The organism is Paenibacillus sinopodophylli (assembly GCF_005930355.1).
Classification (GTDB): Bacteria; Bacillota; Bacilli; order Paenibacillales; family Paenibacillaceae; genus Pristimantibacillus; species Pristimantibacillus sinopodophylli.
In genome coordinates, this window is the sequence record NZ_VDBO01000011.1 from 88,742 (window position 1) to 103,421 (window position 14,680).

The 14,680-nt window shown below is 47.9% G+C and carries 14 protein-coding genes; 12 read left to right on the plus strand and 2 right to left on the minus strand.

Translation table 11 applies throughout. The features are described from left to right. Positions 1-170 precede the first annotated feature (170 nt). The 5 genes from FGT79_RS24795 to FGT79_RS24815 all read left to right on the plus strand — a co-directional run bounded on the left by FGT79_RS24795 (position 171) and on the right by FGT79_RS24815 (position 5,156). The gene (locus tag FGT79_RS24795; protein ID WP_138755526.1) at positions 171-1,070 is read left to right on the plus strand and encodes a sugar phosphate isomerase/epimerase family protein; all 900 of its coding nucleotides are present in this window, start codon (positions 171-173) and stop codon (positions 1,068-1,070) included. 31 nt (positions 1,071-1,101) lie between these two features. Further along, positions 1,102-2,172 (plus strand): galactitol-1-phosphate 5-dehydrogenase, encoded by a 1,071-nt coding sequence (locus tag FGT79_RS24800; protein WP_138755527.1) that lies wholly within the window; start codon positions 1,102-1,104, stop codon positions 2,170-2,172. Further along, the gene (locus FGT79_RS24805) at positions 2,169-3,209 is read left to right on the plus strand and encodes an alcohol dehydrogenase catalytic domain-containing protein (protein ID WP_212758625.1); all 1,041 of its coding nucleotides are present in this window, start codon (positions 2,169-2,171) and stop codon (positions 3,207-3,209) included. The genes FGT79_RS24800 and FGT79_RS24805 overlap by 4 nt, the downstream gene beginning before the upstream one ends. 26 nt (positions 3,210-3,235) lie before the next feature. Then, positions 3,236-3,901: a ribulose-phosphate 3-epimerase gene (gene rpe, locus FGT79_RS24810; RefSeq protein ID WP_138755528.1), complete on the plus strand. Its 666-nt coding sequence runs from the start codon at positions 3,236-3,238 to the stop codon at positions 3,899-3,901. 118 nt (positions 3,902-4,019) lie between these two features. Continuing rightward, entirely contained in the window at positions 4,020-5,156 is a 1,137-nt protein-coding gene (locus FGT79_RS24815; protein WP_138755529.1) for a substrate-binding domain-containing protein, read from the plus strand. Positions 5,157-5,270: 114 nt separating this feature from the next. On the opposite strand, the gene FGT79_RS24820 is transcribed toward FGT79_RS24815, so the two are convergent. After that, a complete protein-coding gene (locus FGT79_RS24820; protein ID WP_138755530.1) occupies positions 5,271-6,260 on the minus strand; it encodes a zinc-binding dehydrogenase in 990 nt (329 codons plus the stop codon). Further along, entirely contained in the window at positions 6,257-7,237 is a 981-nt protein-coding gene (locus FGT79_RS24825) for a zinc-dependent alcohol dehydrogenase (RefSeq protein ID WP_138755531.1), read from the minus strand. Before FGT79_RS24825 ends, FGT79_RS24820 begins: the two co-directional genes overlap by 4 nt. A 262-nt stretch (positions 7,238-7,499) precedes the next feature. Between FGT79_RS24825 and FGT79_RS24830 the strand changes: the two genes are divergently transcribed. From FGT79_RS24830 to FGT79_RS24860, 7 genes are all read left to right on the plus strand, one after another. Beyond that, positions 7,500-8,363 carry an AraC family transcriptional regulator gene (locus FGT79_RS24830; RefSeq protein ID WP_171056426.1) on the plus strand — a complete coding sequence of 288 codons (864 nt, stop codon included), beginning with the start codon at positions 7,500-7,502 and terminating at the stop codon, positions 8,361-8,363. An 84-nt stretch (positions 8,364-8,447) separates the two neighbouring features. Then, positions 8,448-9,158 (plus strand): SGNH/GDSL hydrolase family protein, encoded by a 711-nt coding sequence (locus FGT79_RS24835; protein WP_171056427.1) that lies wholly within the window; start codon positions 8,448-8,450, stop codon positions 9,156-9,158. Positions 9,159-9,204: 46 nt separating this feature from the next. Then, the gene (locus tag FGT79_RS24840) at positions 9,205-10,605 is read left to right on the plus strand and encodes a sialate O-acetylesterase (RefSeq protein WP_138755534.1); all 1,401 of its coding nucleotides are present in this window, start codon (positions 9,205-9,207) and stop codon (positions 10,603-10,605) included. Positions 10,606-10,859: 254 nt separating this feature from the next. Beyond that, positions 10,860-11,702: a class I fructose-bisphosphate aldolase gene (locus FGT79_RS24845; protein ID WP_138755535.1), complete on the plus strand. Its 843-nt coding sequence runs from the start codon at positions 10,860-10,862 to the stop codon at positions 11,700-11,702. Then, positions 11,702-12,868, plus strand: a complete 1,167-nt coding sequence (locus tag FGT79_RS24850; RefSeq protein WP_138755536.1) for a Gfo/Idh/MocA family protein — start codon at positions 11,702-11,704, stop codon at positions 12,866-12,868. The genes FGT79_RS24845 and FGT79_RS24850 overlap by 1 nt, the downstream gene beginning before the upstream one ends. Continuing rightward, positions 12,865-14,079 (plus strand): carbohydrate kinase family protein, encoded by a 1,215-nt coding sequence (locus FGT79_RS24855; protein WP_246096610.1) that lies wholly within the window; start codon positions 12,865-12,867, stop codon positions 14,077-14,079. Before FGT79_RS24850 ends, FGT79_RS24855 begins: the two co-directional genes overlap by 4 nt. Positions 14,080-14,113: 34 nt before the next feature. Beyond that, a complete protein-coding gene (locus tag FGT79_RS24860) occupies positions 14,114-14,677 on the plus strand; it encodes a D-lyxose/D-mannose family sugar isomerase (RefSeq protein ID WP_138755538.1) in 564 nt (187 codons plus the stop codon). The last annotated feature ends 3 nt before the right edge of the window (positions 14,678-14,680 follow it).

Here is a 14,680-nt window from a genome sequence, read left to right on the forward strand (position 1 = left end):
TTGTCTTCTCCGATTTCTCCTGTGTTTGGCGGATAGGAGGGTAAGGAAGCGGACGTATCCAACAATCATTATTTTATTTAAAATACCTCTTGAATGTATCAGTGACACGTAATAGTATTAAATGTATCAGAACATACCAATTAGGATCAATCGATCAGAGGAGTGTCGGAATGGCCAATTTAAATCTAGGAATCAATCTTGGTTTTGCAATCAACAAGTACGTTGAGCCAGAAGTGTGGACGCGTATTGTAGCTGAAGATCTTGGGATCAAGTATGTTCAATTCGTCGCTGATTTACTAAACGTCTTTCTACCTCCCGACATTGTGGACCGTCAGGTTGAGAGGATCAATACATGTACACAGAAGCATGATCTTGCGATCACGAGTACGTTTACGAGTGTATTCACGCGTGTTAACCACTTCATGCATCCGGATGCAGATACCCGCAAAGCGTGGCTGAATTGGTTTAAGCGATTCGCTGACATCTCTGTTCAGATGGGAGCGAGAACGACAGGCAGCCACTTCGGAATACTCACCTTTGCTGATTATGACGATGTTCGGCGCAGGGAATATATGATCGAAGAAGGGATCAAGAATTGGCAGGAGCTTAGCTGGTACTGTAAGGAGCTCGGTATGGAATATTTGAATTTCGAGCCGATGTCTATTCCGCGGGAAATGGCGAATACGGTCGAGGATACCAAGGAGCTGCTGGCGAGATTAAACGATGGTGCCGGAATTCCGTTCAAGGTATGTCTGGACGTAGGGCACGCTCCCCATCCGAATGATCGTGATCCATACCGGTGGGTTAGGGAGCTTGGCAGCGTCTCGCCAATCATCCATATCCAGCAAACCGAGAAGGACCACAGTCGGCATTGGCCATTCACGGAAGAATACAATAAGCTTGGCATCATTCATGGTGAGCCATTAATCGAAGCTATTGAACAATCGGGTGCAACCGATGCGGAAATTATATTCGAGCTCTCCCATCGGGAGGCGTGGTCGACCGAATTCAGAATTATCCAGGATCACGTAGAGTCGGTAAACTACTGGCGCCAGTTTATTAAGAACTAAGCAGCACGGATAACAGATTGGAGGGGGAAGGATGAAGGGCTGTGTACTGCACGGACTCGGAGATTTGCGAGTGGAGGAAGTCGATACTCCTACGCCCAAAGAGGGCGAAGTGCTTCTGCAGATCAAAGCATGCGGGGTGTGCGGATCTGACATTCCACGAGTATTCACCAAGGGAACCTACCGTTTCCCGACAATACCCGGGCATGAATTCTCAGGGCTAGTCGTACAAGCGGGAGAAGGCGTCGATCCCAGCTGGATTGGAAGAAGAGCAGCAGCCTTTCCTTTGCTGCCTTGTCGCAAATGTGCTTCTTGCGAGATCGGCGAATTCGCCCAGTGCGAGGACTACGATTACATGGGTTCGCGGCGGGATGGTGCTTTTGCGGAATTTATCTGCATCCCGATATGGAATTTGGTCGCTGCGCCCGATACGCTGTCCTATGAGGAATTGGCTATGGTTGAGCCGGCGGCAGTAGCCGTTCATGCTTTGCTGCAAGCTGGAATTGGCATCGGCGATCAGGTTCTGATCAGCGGAGCAGGTCCAATCGGCATGATGCTGGCATTGTGGGCCCGAGCCTGGGGGGCATCCCGTGTATTGCTCGCGGATATTGATCCGGCTAAGCTTGATTTTGCCGTAGATCAGGGGTTTCCGGATGTATGCAATCCCTTGCAGGTCGATATCAAGAAGTGGGCATACGGGCTGACAGGACGAGGCGTAGATGTAGCGGTAGAAGGAGCCGGAAGCCCGGTTTCATGGGAGAATTGTCTAAAGTCGACCCGGAACTTTGGTAAGGTAGTGTTGATGGGCAATCCAACAGGGGGCATGAGCCTGACGCAGGATGGCTATTGGGAAATTCTCCGCAAACAGCTTACGCTAAGCGGTACTTGGAATTCTTCCTATGCGGACATTCCAAGGAACGAATGGAAGCTAGCCGTCGACTATATGGCAGCGGGCAAGCTGGATGTGAAACCACTCATTAGCCATAAGCTTGCGCTTGAGGAAATCTATGAGGGAATGGTTATGATGCGTGACCGTAAAGGCTTCTTTAACAAAGTCATGTATGTCAATTCTAACGAGTCAATGAAGGTGGGAGAGGATAAATGATGAAGGCAGCTGTTTTAGAGCAATTGGAGCAAATGGTCGTACAGGAAGTGGAAAGACCATCCGTAGATGGGGACAGTATTCTAATGAAGGTCGAAGCTGTAGGTATTTGCGGTTCGGATATCCGGATATTCCGCCATGGGAATAACAGGGTGACGCTTCCTCAAGTGCTGGGGCATGAATCTGCGGGGCGAATTGTTGAACTAGGCTCGAATGTAACCAAGTTCAAAATCGGAGATCGAATTTCTCTCGGCGCAGACGTACCTTGCGGGGAATGTATCTTCTGCGAGGCTGGAATCGGCAACAATTGTCAGATCAATTACGCTATGGGCTACCAATTCGCGGGCAGCTTCGCAGAATATGTGCTTCTGAACAAGACAATGGTAAATTTCGGTCCGATCCACAAAATCCCGGATCATATCTCCTATGAGGAGGCCGCTTTGGCCGAACCGCTTGCCTGCGTTCTAAATGCCTTGGAGCTATCGAACATTAAGCTGGGGGATTCAGTCGTTGTAATCGGTGCAGGCCCAATCGGCTGCATGATTATAGAGGTTGCAAAGCTGATGGGGGCCACGAAGGTGATCCTCGTACAACGTTCCAGACCCCGATTGGAGATGGCTAAGCAGTTCGGTGCACATGCTTATATCTGTTCATCCGAGGAGAACGCCATCGAACGGGTATTGGAGGAAACGGGCGGACTCGGAGCAGACGTGGTCATCACTTCGAACCCGTCGCCGGAAGCACAGGTGGATGCGATCTATATGGCGAAAAATCGCGCACGGGTGAACTTCTTCGGCGGTTTGCCTAAGGGGAAATCGATGGTTACGCTAGATACCAATATTATTCATTACAAAGAGCTATTCGTTCACGGGGCGCACGGTTCCTTGCCTGCACATCATCAGAAAGCCATTGATTTAATCGGCTCCGGCGTAATGGATATGAAACGTTATATTTCTCATCGGTATCCCCTTGATGAGATCAACCAAGCGATAAGCGCGGCAGAAGAGCATGTCGGAATGCGGGTTATCGTGCAACCGTAAGCCTTAATAACTAAGGAGGTGCAGGTATGGGAGGCAGAATATCGCCGTCTATCATGTGCGCGGATTTCAGAAATTTGGAGACAACGATAAGAGCCTTGGAGCGCGCACAGGTTGATTATTTACACGTGGACATTATGGATGGCAGCTTTGTTCCTAATTTCACCCTCGGTCCAGACTTTATGAACAGTGTCAGAGAGATGACGGGCATTCCGCTTGATATTCACCTGATGATCAACCGGCCAGAGGATTTTCTTCCGATCTTCGCGATTCGTCCCGGCGATATCGTATCGGTCCATCAGGAAGCCACGATTCATCTGCAACGAACGCTTCAGCAAATTAGGGACAAGGGGGCCAAGGTTTCGGTCGCGCTTAATCCTTCCACACCGATTTATACGCTTGACGATATTCTCGACGATATCGATATCGTATTGATTATGACGGTTAATCCGGGATTCGCAGGACAGAAGCTTGTGCCTGCCACTCTAGGAAAGATCCATAAATTGAAGCAATATCTGCAACAATCCGGACATTCGCATATTGAGATTGAGGTAGATGGCAACGTAAGCTGTGAGAATGCGCAAAAGATGCGCTTGGCGGGCGCAGATATATTCGTGGCAGGCACCTCGAGTATTTTTAAGAAGGATCAGGATTTATACGAATTGACGGAGAAGTTCCGCGCGTATATTACTTGAGGTAATAAGCATATTTGGAAGCGGATATGCGGACAAGTTGCTGCAATTGCGTTGATTAGTCGATCCAGATGCATTATGTTAGTATCAGTGATACATTGCTGATGAAGGATGAGCGGATATGAACAAAAACATAAAGGAACAGCTGACTAAAGGACCGATCGCGTTATATGAGCAAATGCGTCAGAAGGTAATGGCTTTAATTGTTGAAAGACAATTGAAGCCCCATGACCCGGTTCCATCAGAGGGAGAGCTTGCCGATCTGTTTGGCGTAAGCCGAAGAACAAGTAAGCAGGCTCTCGAGCTTCTCGCCAAGGAAGGTATTCTCTATCGCTTGCCTCGGAGAGGGACTTTCCTTGCAGAGAATACGGAGACGATGCTTAAAGCTGCAGCTCTGTCAGGAATGTCGCTGGTGCCCCAGCAAGCGGTCGTCATTGTTGTTCCTATGCTGGATGAGTTTATTGGTTTGGCCGTTACTGCGTTCCTGCAGGAGGGGGCTTTCCATGGTTGGGAAGTGCTTATCCGAGTGACGGGTAATAATCTTGAGCAAGAGGACGCAATTCTGCGGGAGGTTAGCAGCGGGGGAAGGGTACGTGGTATTGTGCTATTCCCAGGCGAGCGGAGGATGTGCGGACAAGAGGTTTTACGGCTCCATCTGAACGATTTTCCAGTCGTTATTATCGACCGGGTGTTTCGTGAAGTAGACATTACGGCGATCTATCATGATCATTTTTTGGGTGCTTATGAGATGACCAAGTATTTAATCGACAAAGGACATCGGAATGTGGGTTTTATTTCTGAGCCGATCTCAGGCATTATGAGCAGGGAAGACCGCTACTATGGATTTATTCAAGCTCAGCTTGATGCCGAAATCCCCTTTATGAGCAATGCCATCATCTCGGATTGGGATAACGAACAAAAGGATTCTAGCAGATTGGCTCTTTTTTTCGAGCAGAACCCAGACATGACGGCTCTATTCTGTTCGAATGATTTAGTCGCCATACAAGTGATGAATATTGCCGAACAATTAGGTCGTAAAATTCCGGAAGACTTATCTGTAGTCGGGTTTACAGACCTGATGATTTCCAGAGTAAGTAGAGTTTCGCTAACGACCGTAATGAAATCTCCAGAACAATTAGGCCAAAAAGCTTTCGGTTTACTCCTGCAGAAGATGGCCTCAGAGGGTAGCCGAATTGAAAGCGTTAAGCTTCCTACACAGATTATTGAACGTGGAAGTGTTCGACAAGTGAACGTGTAGTTAACAAACCCGCCAATTCAACATGGCGGGTTTGTTGTTTGTATAGCTATAAATACAATGGCTTATGAATTCAGCCAGATCGATTAACATGACCATTGCATGGGTTGCTCCCGATCAAATCCAATCTAAAACAACGCCAAGCTTCGCCTGTTTCGAATCCAATATTAAATCCCATGCTTCCTTTGCCTGTTCGACAGGAAAGCGATGTGTAATAAGTGATGAGGTTTGAAGCCATCCTTCTGTGATCCCTCGCAAGGTCTCGTCCATATCTTCTTGGCTCCAGCCGGATGGACAATGCAAGGTAACCTTTTTGGTACGCAGCATTTGGATATCAATCCGGCCGTCCTCGCCGAGAAATCCAGCCGAAACTAAGTGACAGCCGTACTGCGCGAATGAAATTAATTCGGTTACCGTTGCTAATGACCCCACCGTATCTACTATGATCGAGAACGTATCCCTGACATCCTGAAGGGCTTCCTCAATAGAGGATACTTTTGTATTTACTTTGCGAATACCTTCAGGAAGCAGGTTCAAGCGGTCATGATGTCTACCGAGTACAATGACATGAGCCCCGCGATGCATGAGCGTTTGGGCAGCCCATTGCCCAACCATTCCATCTCCAATAACGACTGCATAATCGCCCTTTTTAACGGGTGGACACATGCCGCAGCTATAACCAACCTGGGTCAATACGAGTCCTGAATAAGCAAGGGGATCCTTTTCAGCCGGCAGCTTCCATACCTGCCCTTTATGAGTGACAGCAGGACTGACATGTCCTCCAGTAGAGAAAAACATGTCATTAACATTACTTATCGTAGCAAAGACTCGATCGCCAACTGCAAAGTCCTGCACATCTTTTCCCAGTGAGGTGATTACGCCAACCTTCTGATACCCAGCTACTTGTGGAAAAGGAAGCGGATCACCCTCCCTGAACGGTGTTTCGCCATCGGTTCTCTCCCCACGGAGAAACGAGGACTCCGTTCCATTGCTAATCCAAGAATGCTCGACGTCTATCATAACCTCATCATCCTGTAGCGCGGGAATGCTGACATCTTGATAGGCTACCTTCAGTTTTTCAGTAAAAACGACCCCTTTTCCTATCATAGGGATTCACCGTTAACGGAAGTTTCTTCGAAGTCCTCTTGGGGGTGGAAATAAACCTTAATCGCTTTTTGCTCTCTTAGCAGCTGCACCGCTTCATCATATTTAGTAAACGAACCATGATGGGTTTGGAGGCACTCCATGTTTAAGCCTTTGTTCGCTACCAGGTCGATTAACAAATCATGATCTCTTTGAACGAGTCCTCGATATTTGTAAGACTCCAGCTTAAAGCCTTTAAACCATAAGTGGTCGGCGTATTTCAATTCCCCTCGTAATACGCCAAAAATAACGATATGCTCCTCTACGAAGTTAAATAGATTTTGCACGGAAGGTGCTGCTCCCACACAGTCGTAGCCAAAGTCGAACTTTTCATCGGTCAAATTGCTAACTAGCATGGCTTCAGCAAGGCCAAGATCATTGATAAACTGAACACGTTCTTGGTTCAAGTCTATCCCAACAACGCGGGAAGCTCCCCATAACTTAGCCATTTGTACGGCCAGAATTCCTGCAGGCCCAAGTCCTGAAATTAATATGGTTTTCCCTTTCAGATCCCCAAGCTGCAGCATTCCAATCATGACGCATTTCAGCAGCTCGAATGAAACCGCTTGCTTATAAGTAATCGAATCGGGCAGCTTAAGCAAATCCTCTTCTCTAAAGCAAACATATTGCGCATAAGCACCTGGGGCATCTCCAATATGTTCAAGCGCTGCAACACGATCCCCCACTTTGAATTTACGGATACCGCTTCCAATTGCTTTAACTACACCCGCCATTTCATGTCCGGGAAAACCGTATGGCAAAGGATACTCGGGTTCACGCGAATAATCGAACATATTAATTCCGCCAAGCATATTCATATCCCAGCGCGGACAAGTCGAAACCATTTGAATCTCCACCAGTATTTCGAAATCTTTAACATCAGGGATTGCAGTCTCGATAATTGAATATTGCTCTTTTCCTACAATTTGCAATGCTTTCATATCAAAGCTCCATTCTATAGCTGAAGTGTGAATATCATTCCACCTTCATTGTAAGAGATATATCCTTCGAAGTATTTGTTAAATCTTACTTGGATTCACGAAAACAGCAGTTAAATTGTACTTATTCAACACCCATATAGTCTTTTAATTTATATAATATTTCACTCTTTCAGATATATTCACTTGAAAAAGGTTTACAAGCGATTCGGATATGACTAATGTTAGGGATAAAGAGGTGTGTGGAAAAGGGAGGCGGGATGAAATGAGGCTAAGAAATTATGGAAAGGTCTATCATGATTCTACTGTCACTGCTACGCCTGAATACAAAACAGGCGGCATACATCCGACCTATGAATTGCTTTTTCTTGCGTCGGGTTCTTACCAATTGCATTGGTTAGGTGAACAATACGAGGTCTCAACGTCATCATTATTTATTTTAACGCCCAATACCCCGCATGATTTAATCATCCACTCCAAAAATGCTGTTTTTTGGTATATCGAATTAACGGGCATTGAGGAGGAGCCTTATCTCTCGAAATTGCAAAATATTTTATTATGGAATAGGCTGCAATCCGGATTAGATCCCCATTTCACTTCGTCCCCTCTCATGCAGCTATGTTTGAGCGAAGTCAGCCAAATGCTGGACATGAAGCTTCACGATCAACCCTATGGCGAACAATTACTGCTGCTAAACGTGCAAAAAATTTTACTTCTGGTTAAGGGTACGCTCGAGTTGTACGGAAAAGATAGGAAGCTGAGTAACAGCAGCACGGTACTCTCATCAGGTTATTCTTTAAGCAAAGAAGTAATCAAAGCGTTAGCAGGTTACATGGAATCCACCTATAAAAGCAAAATTACATTACATGATTTAACGCGTATTAGTAATTTTCAAGCTACCTACTTAATTAAAAGATTCAAAGAGGAAACGGGATTTACTCCGATTGATTACTTATTGGAGCTGCGCATGGAGGCAGCGAAAACGTACTTATCCACTACGGAGATGCCGATTCAAAAGGTGGCTGAGGAAACAGGGTATCCCAATATCCATCATTTTAGTGGAGAATTCAAACGGAAAACAGGTCTAAGCCCAACGAACTGGCGAAAGCAGAAATCAGCATCGGAATAGCTAATATTCTGTAAATACTTCCCTAGCCTATTAAGGTAGACTGATCTTGATTTACGATCAGATAACTAAGGGAGAATGCCATTTATGAGTAAAGATGAATTCCCACGTCTTCATCAACGGCTGCAGGAGAAGTCCGAGAATCCAGGAGCAAGAACGGTGATCTATGTTGCCATTGGGGACAGTGTGACCCAAGGCTGCCTAGGCCCGAATGAGATTGAGCATGAACAAGTCTATCATGAGCTTCTGCGTCGTCGAGTAGAGAAACATTATCCCGAGGCTAATTTTAATGTCATTAATTCAGGAGTCGGCGGGAATACGGCGGAGCAGTCCAGATCACGCTGGGAGCGTGATGTCCTTCTCTACAAGCCGGACTTAGTAACGATTTGCTTTGGTCTCAACGATTGTCATGAGGGCGAAGCAGGAATAGAAACGTATATAACGGCTATTGGGGATCTCGTTACTCGGATACGGATAGAGACAGAAGCAGAAATACTTATCTTATCCACGATTATGATGCTAAAAACCGATAATCCAAACGTTCCAGATCTTTATAAAGCAATGGTTCCTGATTTTATCCGCGTATATGAAGAGGGTACCTTATTGAAATATAACCAGGCGCTTCGCAGCTATGCTGCTGATTATGCTGTACCTTTGCTTGATGTATATGCGATCTGGGAGCAGATGGAGCAAGCGGGCGTTGATATTCATACCCGTTTATCGAATGGAATCAATCATCCGGATATTGCTTTCCATCAACAGTTGTCTATAGAGCTTGAAGCTAGGCTGCTGGAGTAACCAATCGCGTGATCTATTGCTTTATTAAAAGGAGCTGGGTATACAAATGGCGCAAATAGGCGTGATCATTCAGCAAGGTCCACAGCATTGGGCGATTATTCAGCAGGAAAAAGGCTTTGGAAGCATAGCTATATCCGGAGTTTGGGCAGGTATGATCGATCGCGTAATCAATCACGCTCAGGTAATGGCTCGAATCGTTAACGAAGCAGATGGTAGAATAGTTGTCCCTTGGCGGCCCTGTATGATGCAAGAGGGGCAGGCTTGGGAGATAACCTTGGATGAGATTCCAGCAGGTGGATTATATCGACTTGAAACCTGTCTGCAAATCGATAACCATCCGGCTTTGGAATGGGCTGCTCGAGGGGATATGATTCACCATATCGGAGTGGGAGATATCTGGGTCATAGCTGGGCAAAGCAATGCTGCTGGCTATGGCAAAGGTCCTATTCAAGATGCGCCGCAGCTCGGCGTTCATTTGCAGCGACATAACGGGATATGGGACTTGGCATCCCATCCTTTTAACGAATCTACAGCTTCCATTCACTATGAGAATAGAGAATTTGCTAATCCAGGCCATTCCCCGTTTCTAGCATTTGGTAAAATGATTCAGGATAAAACGAGTCTACCCATTGGATTCCTGCAAACCGCATTTGGCGGATCACCTTTAAAGGCTTGGAATCCAGATGAAGATGGTTTCTTATACCGCCATATGATGAAAATCATTGCATCCACAGGGGGCAAAGTTCGCGGTGTTTTGTGGTATCAGGGCTGTTCGGATTGCAATCCTGAGGAATCCTCCAGCTACTCGGTACGGTTCGAGCAGTTGGTTCAACATATTCGTCGAGATCTGAACGCTTTGGATTTGCCCATATTAACGGTTCAGCTTAATCGTTGCACGGATGCAGCGACCATTGAAGGTGATCAATCATGGGGAAGAGTGAGGGAAGGCCAGAGACAAGCTGCTCTCACCATCCCTGAAGTGTATACAGTCCCTGCCTTGGATTGTCCATTGTCAGATAACATACATAACAGCCCTGCTGGGAACATGATCATTGGTGAGAGATTGGCTAAGGTTGCATTAGCTCATATCTATAAGAATGCAAGTGTATCTGCAGCCGCCCCAAATCTATCCTCCGCTGTTTGGCTGCATGAAGATAAGATTGCTAGTATTTGCTTGAGGTTTGCCGATGTGTCTGGTTATCTTATAGCCATTGACCCGGCAGATAAAGTGTTCACAGTTGAAGACGCAAACGGAGAAATGGCATGTACCCAGTGGGAAGTAACGGCTCGCAATGAGATTACGCTGCGTTTATCTAGAGCTCCCGAGGGTGATACATTTGTTCATGGTGCATATGAGATGAATCCTTCCAGTCATTTGCCGTTGGATACGGGTACTTATATGCCGATGCTTGCCTTTTATAAACAGCAAGTAAGGTTCGTTGAGTAATCACAATTCATTGCAAATAAATATATTTACAAAACTCGAAAAGCCCGTCAGGACAAATGTCTGACGGGCTTTAAGCAATTGACGAGTTATGCACAAGTCTAATGTGTGAGTCAAACACAATCTTCCAGATTTCGTTCTGGAAGCCTTCATGTCAGTCTGTAAATTTTTAAGTGGACGAAAATGTTTGTTTATTATAATATTATGTTTAAAACGAACAAGTTACAAAAAGGAAGCATAAGAGGAGATGTTGTGGAATGTCTACCAAAGTTAGATTAAATCGAATGTTCAGCGCTCAAGGGAAATGTTTTGATGTTGCCATAGACCACGGATTTTTTAATGAGTTTTCTTTTCTTTCTGGTATCGAGAATATGAAAGACGCAGTAGAAACAGTCGTTCAAGCGGGGCCGGATTGTATTCAGCTGAGTCCGGGGCAGGCGAGGCATTTGCAGGAAATTCCGGGCAAGCAGAAGCCGGGACTTGTGCTCAGGACGGATGCGGCCAACATTTATGGAAACGTGCTTCCGCGATTCCTGTTCAGCGAACTGATTGATCGCGCGATTGAGCAAGCTGTACGTCTTGATGCCGTCGCGGTGTGCGTGAATCTGCTTCTGCTCCCGGGTCAGCCTGAGCTGCACCATCAGTGCGTGCGCAATATTACGCTGCTGAAGACGGAATGTGAGAAATACGGAATGCCTCTGATGGTAGAGCCGCTTGTCATGCTGTCGAATGAAGAGAAAGGCGGCTATATGGTGGACGGAGACCTTCACAAAATTATGCCGCTTGTCCGTCAAGGCGTAGAGCTCGGTGCGGATGTCATTAAGGCGGACCCTTGCGATGACGTGACGGAATATCATCGTGTAATCGAAGTAGCCTCCGGTATCCCGGTACTAGTTCGGGGCGGCGGACGCGCGAGCGACGAGGAAATCGTTGGCCGTACGGTCGAACTGATGAAGCAAGGAGCCGCCGGAATCGTATACGGCCGTAACGTCGTTCAGCATCCGAGCCCTGCGGGCATGACATCCGCTCTGATGAGCGTTGTGCATAATGGAGCGACAGCCGAGCAAGCGCTGGCTATTCTGAAGGGAGAGCAAAACTAATGACTAGAAAAATCATCTCGTTTGGCGTCATTGGCTGCGGCCTAATGGGCAAGGAGTTTGCAAGCGCGGCGGCGCGTTGGTGCCATCTAACGGATGTAGGCTTCGAACCGCATATCGTCGCCGTTTGCGATGCCAATCCAGCTGCGACCCAGTGGTTTCAAGATCATTTGCCCAGCGTAAGGAATGCGTACACGGATTATAAGGAACTGCTTGCGGATCCTTCCGTAGAAGCGATTTATTGTGCGGTTCCGCATAATCTGCATGAGCAAATTTATATCGACATTATTCGCGCAGGCAAGCATTTGCTGGGGGAAAAGCCATTCGGAATAGATCGCAAAGCAAATGCCGCGATTATGGCTGCGATTAAGGAAAACCCTGAAGTGGTCGTACGCAGTTCTTCCGAATTTCCGTTTTTCCCTGGAGCACAGCAAATGGTACAGTGGGTGAACGAAGGGAGATTCGGGAAAATCATTGAAGTCGAAGCGGGCTTCTGGCATTCCAGCGACCTGGACCCGACCAAAGCGATCAATTGGAAAAGAAGGATTGCAACAAATGGCGAATATGGCTGCATGGGCGATCTTGGCCTACATGTGCTTCATCTGCCGCTTCGGTTTGGCTGGAAGCCTGCGAACGTTCGGGCTCTGCTATCCAAAATCGTTGAGGAACGACCGGACGGAAAAGGCGGAACCGCGCCTTGCGAGACGTGGGACAACGCGATTCTCGCTTGCGATGTCAAGACAGACGATCAAAAATTCCCAATGGTTCTTTCCACGAAGCGTATTGCACCGGGACATGCCAACACATGGTTTATTCGTATCCAAGGTACGAGAATGTCAGCGGAGTATTCCACAAAAAATCCAAAACAGCTGTCCTCTCTTACGTATGAACCGGGCGGGCAGCAGGCTTGGCATGTCGTCGATGTGCCTTACAAATCCACTTACAGCACGATTACCGGCGGCATCTTCGAGTTCGGATTTTCAGATTCCATCCTGCAAATGTGGGCGGCGTTCTGCGATGAGATTGTGAACGGCCTTGAAGGCATGAGCCAGCCGTTTACATGCGCATTGCCAGAAGAAGCTGCCAGCAGCCATTACCTGTTCAGTGCAGCACTGGAATCCGAGAAATCAGGCGGAACAGTGGTCATAGACTGGGAGGGCTTGGCGTGAGCGGCCGGGATGGTGCCAATCCGGAGATTATCGTAGCGGGCCATATTTGTCTGGATGTTATTCCATCTATGAATGGCATGAGTCATGGACAAGGCATAGGAGAGATACTCGCTCCAGGCAAGCTGATTGACATCGGTCAGGTTCATTTGTCTACGGGCGGGACGGTTTCCAATACAGGGCTGGCCTTGCATCGGCTTGGCCTGCCTGTCAAGCTGATGGGCAAGATCGGCAATGATCTGTTCGGTGATGCTATAGTAAAAATTCTCAAGGACTACGGAGAATCTCTTGCCGACGGGATGATTATCGCCGGGGGAGAGCACAGCTCCTATTCTCTTGTAATCAGCCCGCCGGGAGTTGATCGGATTTTCCTTCATTGCACCGGAGCCAATGATACTTTTACGGCAGAGGATGTGCCAAGCGATTCCCTGCCGGGAGCGAGGCTATTCCATTTTGGCTATCCCCCGCTCATGCGCAGGATGTATCAGCAGGAGGGAGTCGAGCTGGAGCGCATGCTGTCTAAAGTCAAGGATGCAGGATTGACCGTTTCGCTGGATATGGCGCGGCCGGAGCCTGACTCGCCTGCCGGGCAAGCGGATTGGTTGAAAATTCTTGTGCGCGTATTGCCGCTTGTGGATGTGTTTCTTCCGAGCTTTGAAGAAATCCTGTACATGCTTCGGCCCGAGAAGTATCGAGAGCTATGCGAGCTTTATGGAACGACTGAGCTTCTGGCTTGGGCTGACGGAATGCTGCTGAACTCGTTATCTGGCCAACTATTGGGTATGGGAGCGGCAATCGTCGGGCTAAAGCTCGGCGAGCATGGACTTTATTTGCGGACGACCGCGAGCGCTGAACGTCTCCGAGGAATGGGGCAATGCGCCCCGAATGCCGAACGGTTGGAGAACTGGAGGGAACGGGAATTGCTTGCACCGTGTTACGAAGTTGAGTCAGTGGGTACAACAGGAGCGGGAGACTGCACAATCGCTGGTTTTCTTGCCGGGCTTGCCAAGGGGCTGACGATGGAGGAAATGGCACTGGGTGCGGTTGGTACTGGTGCTTGCAATGTAGAGCAGGCTGATGCGGTTAGCGGTATTCCGAGCTGGGGAGATGTGCAGGGGCGAATCGCTGCGGGCTGGCAGCAACGTGATACTGTTCTGGCACTGCCAGACTGGTCCCATCGTCCAGGGTCCGGCATATGGGAACGGGATACATAACGATCGAAGAAAAAGAAGAAGCGGGGGGAAGGACATGTCGCTGACAAGAAGCGAAGTGAGGCAGGCTCAGGCGCGTGCGTCTGTAATGATTGCGGGAGCCGGCATTGTGTTGAGTGACGAGGAAAAGGCGATTATTGAGGTCGCCGGCTTTGGTCTGGGCAATCTTAATAAGCAAGGTCTTGAGCTGATTACTTATATTAATACGGATCGCTATTGTGCCAAGGATCTTGTCCTGTTTCCTGGACAAACATGCCCGGAGCATCGGCATCCGTCCGTGGATGGCATGCCTGGCAAGATGGAGACTTTCCGCTGCCGCTGGGGCAGCGTGCTGCTGTACGTTGAAGGTGAACCTACTCCCGACATTCAAGCGGTTGTGCCGTCCGAAAGCGAGTCATCCTATACCGTATTTCATGAGATTATTCTTCTGCCCGGCGAGCAATATAGCATCCCGCCGAACACGAATCATTGGTTCCAGGGTGGTCCGGAAGGCGCGGTCGTATCGGAATTTTCAAGTACAAGCCGGGATGAACTGGACATTTTCACAGATCCGCTGATTGTCAGAAAACCGATCGTCATAGAAGATGAATCGTTCGGGTGAAAG

Excerpts from the sequence above, each read along its gene's own strand:
- FGT79_RS24795 (WP_138755526.1), top strand. The coding sequence starts at position 171 with ATGGCCAATTTAAATCTAGGAATCAATCTTGGTTTTGCAATCAACAAG.
- FGT79_RS24800 (WP_138755527.1), top strand. The coding sequence starts at position 1,102 with ATGAAGGGCTGTGTACTGCACGGACTCGGAGATTTGCGAGTGGAGGAA.
- FGT79_RS24805 (WP_212758625.1), top strand. The coding sequence starts at position 2,169 with ATGATGAAGGCAGCTGTTTTAGAGCAATTGGAGCAAATGGTCGTACAG.
- rpe (WP_138755528.1), top strand. The coding sequence starts at position 3,236 with ATGGGAGGCAGAATATCGCCGTCTATCATGTGCGCGGATTTCAGAAAT.
- FGT79_RS24815 (WP_138755529.1), top strand. The coding sequence starts at position 4,020 with ATGAACAAAAACATAAAGGAACAGCTGACTAAAGGACCGATCGCGTTA.
- FGT79_RS24820 (WP_138755530.1), bottom strand. The coding sequence starts at position 6,260 with ATGATAGGAAAAGGGGTCGTTTTTACTGAAAAACTGAAGGTAGCCTAT.
- FGT79_RS24825 (WP_138755531.1), bottom strand. The coding sequence starts at position 7,237 with ATGAAAGCATTGCAAATTGTAGGAAAAGAGCAATATTCAATTATCGAG.
- FGT79_RS24830 (WP_171056426.1), top strand. The coding sequence starts at position 7,500 with ATGAGGCTAAGAAATTATGGAAAGGTCTATCATGATTCTACTGTCACT.
- FGT79_RS24835 (WP_171056427.1), top strand. The coding sequence starts at position 8,448 with ATGAGTAAAGATGAATTCCCACGTCTTCATCAACGGCTGCAGGAGAAG.
- FGT79_RS24840 (WP_138755534.1), top strand. The coding sequence starts at position 9,205 with ATGGCGCAAATAGGCGTGATCATTCAGCAAGGTCCACAGCATTGGGCG.
- FGT79_RS24845 (WP_138755535.1), top strand. The coding sequence starts at position 10,860 with ATGTCTACCAAAGTTAGATTAAATCGAATGTTCAGCGCTCAAGGGAAA.
- FGT79_RS24850 (WP_138755536.1), top strand. The coding sequence starts at position 11,702 with ATGACTAGAAAAATCATCTCGTTTGGCGTCATTGGCTGCGGCCTAATG.
- FGT79_RS24860 (WP_138755538.1), top strand. The coding sequence starts at position 14,114 with ATGTCGCTGACAAGAAGCGAAGTGAGGCAGGCTCAGGCGCGTGCGTCT.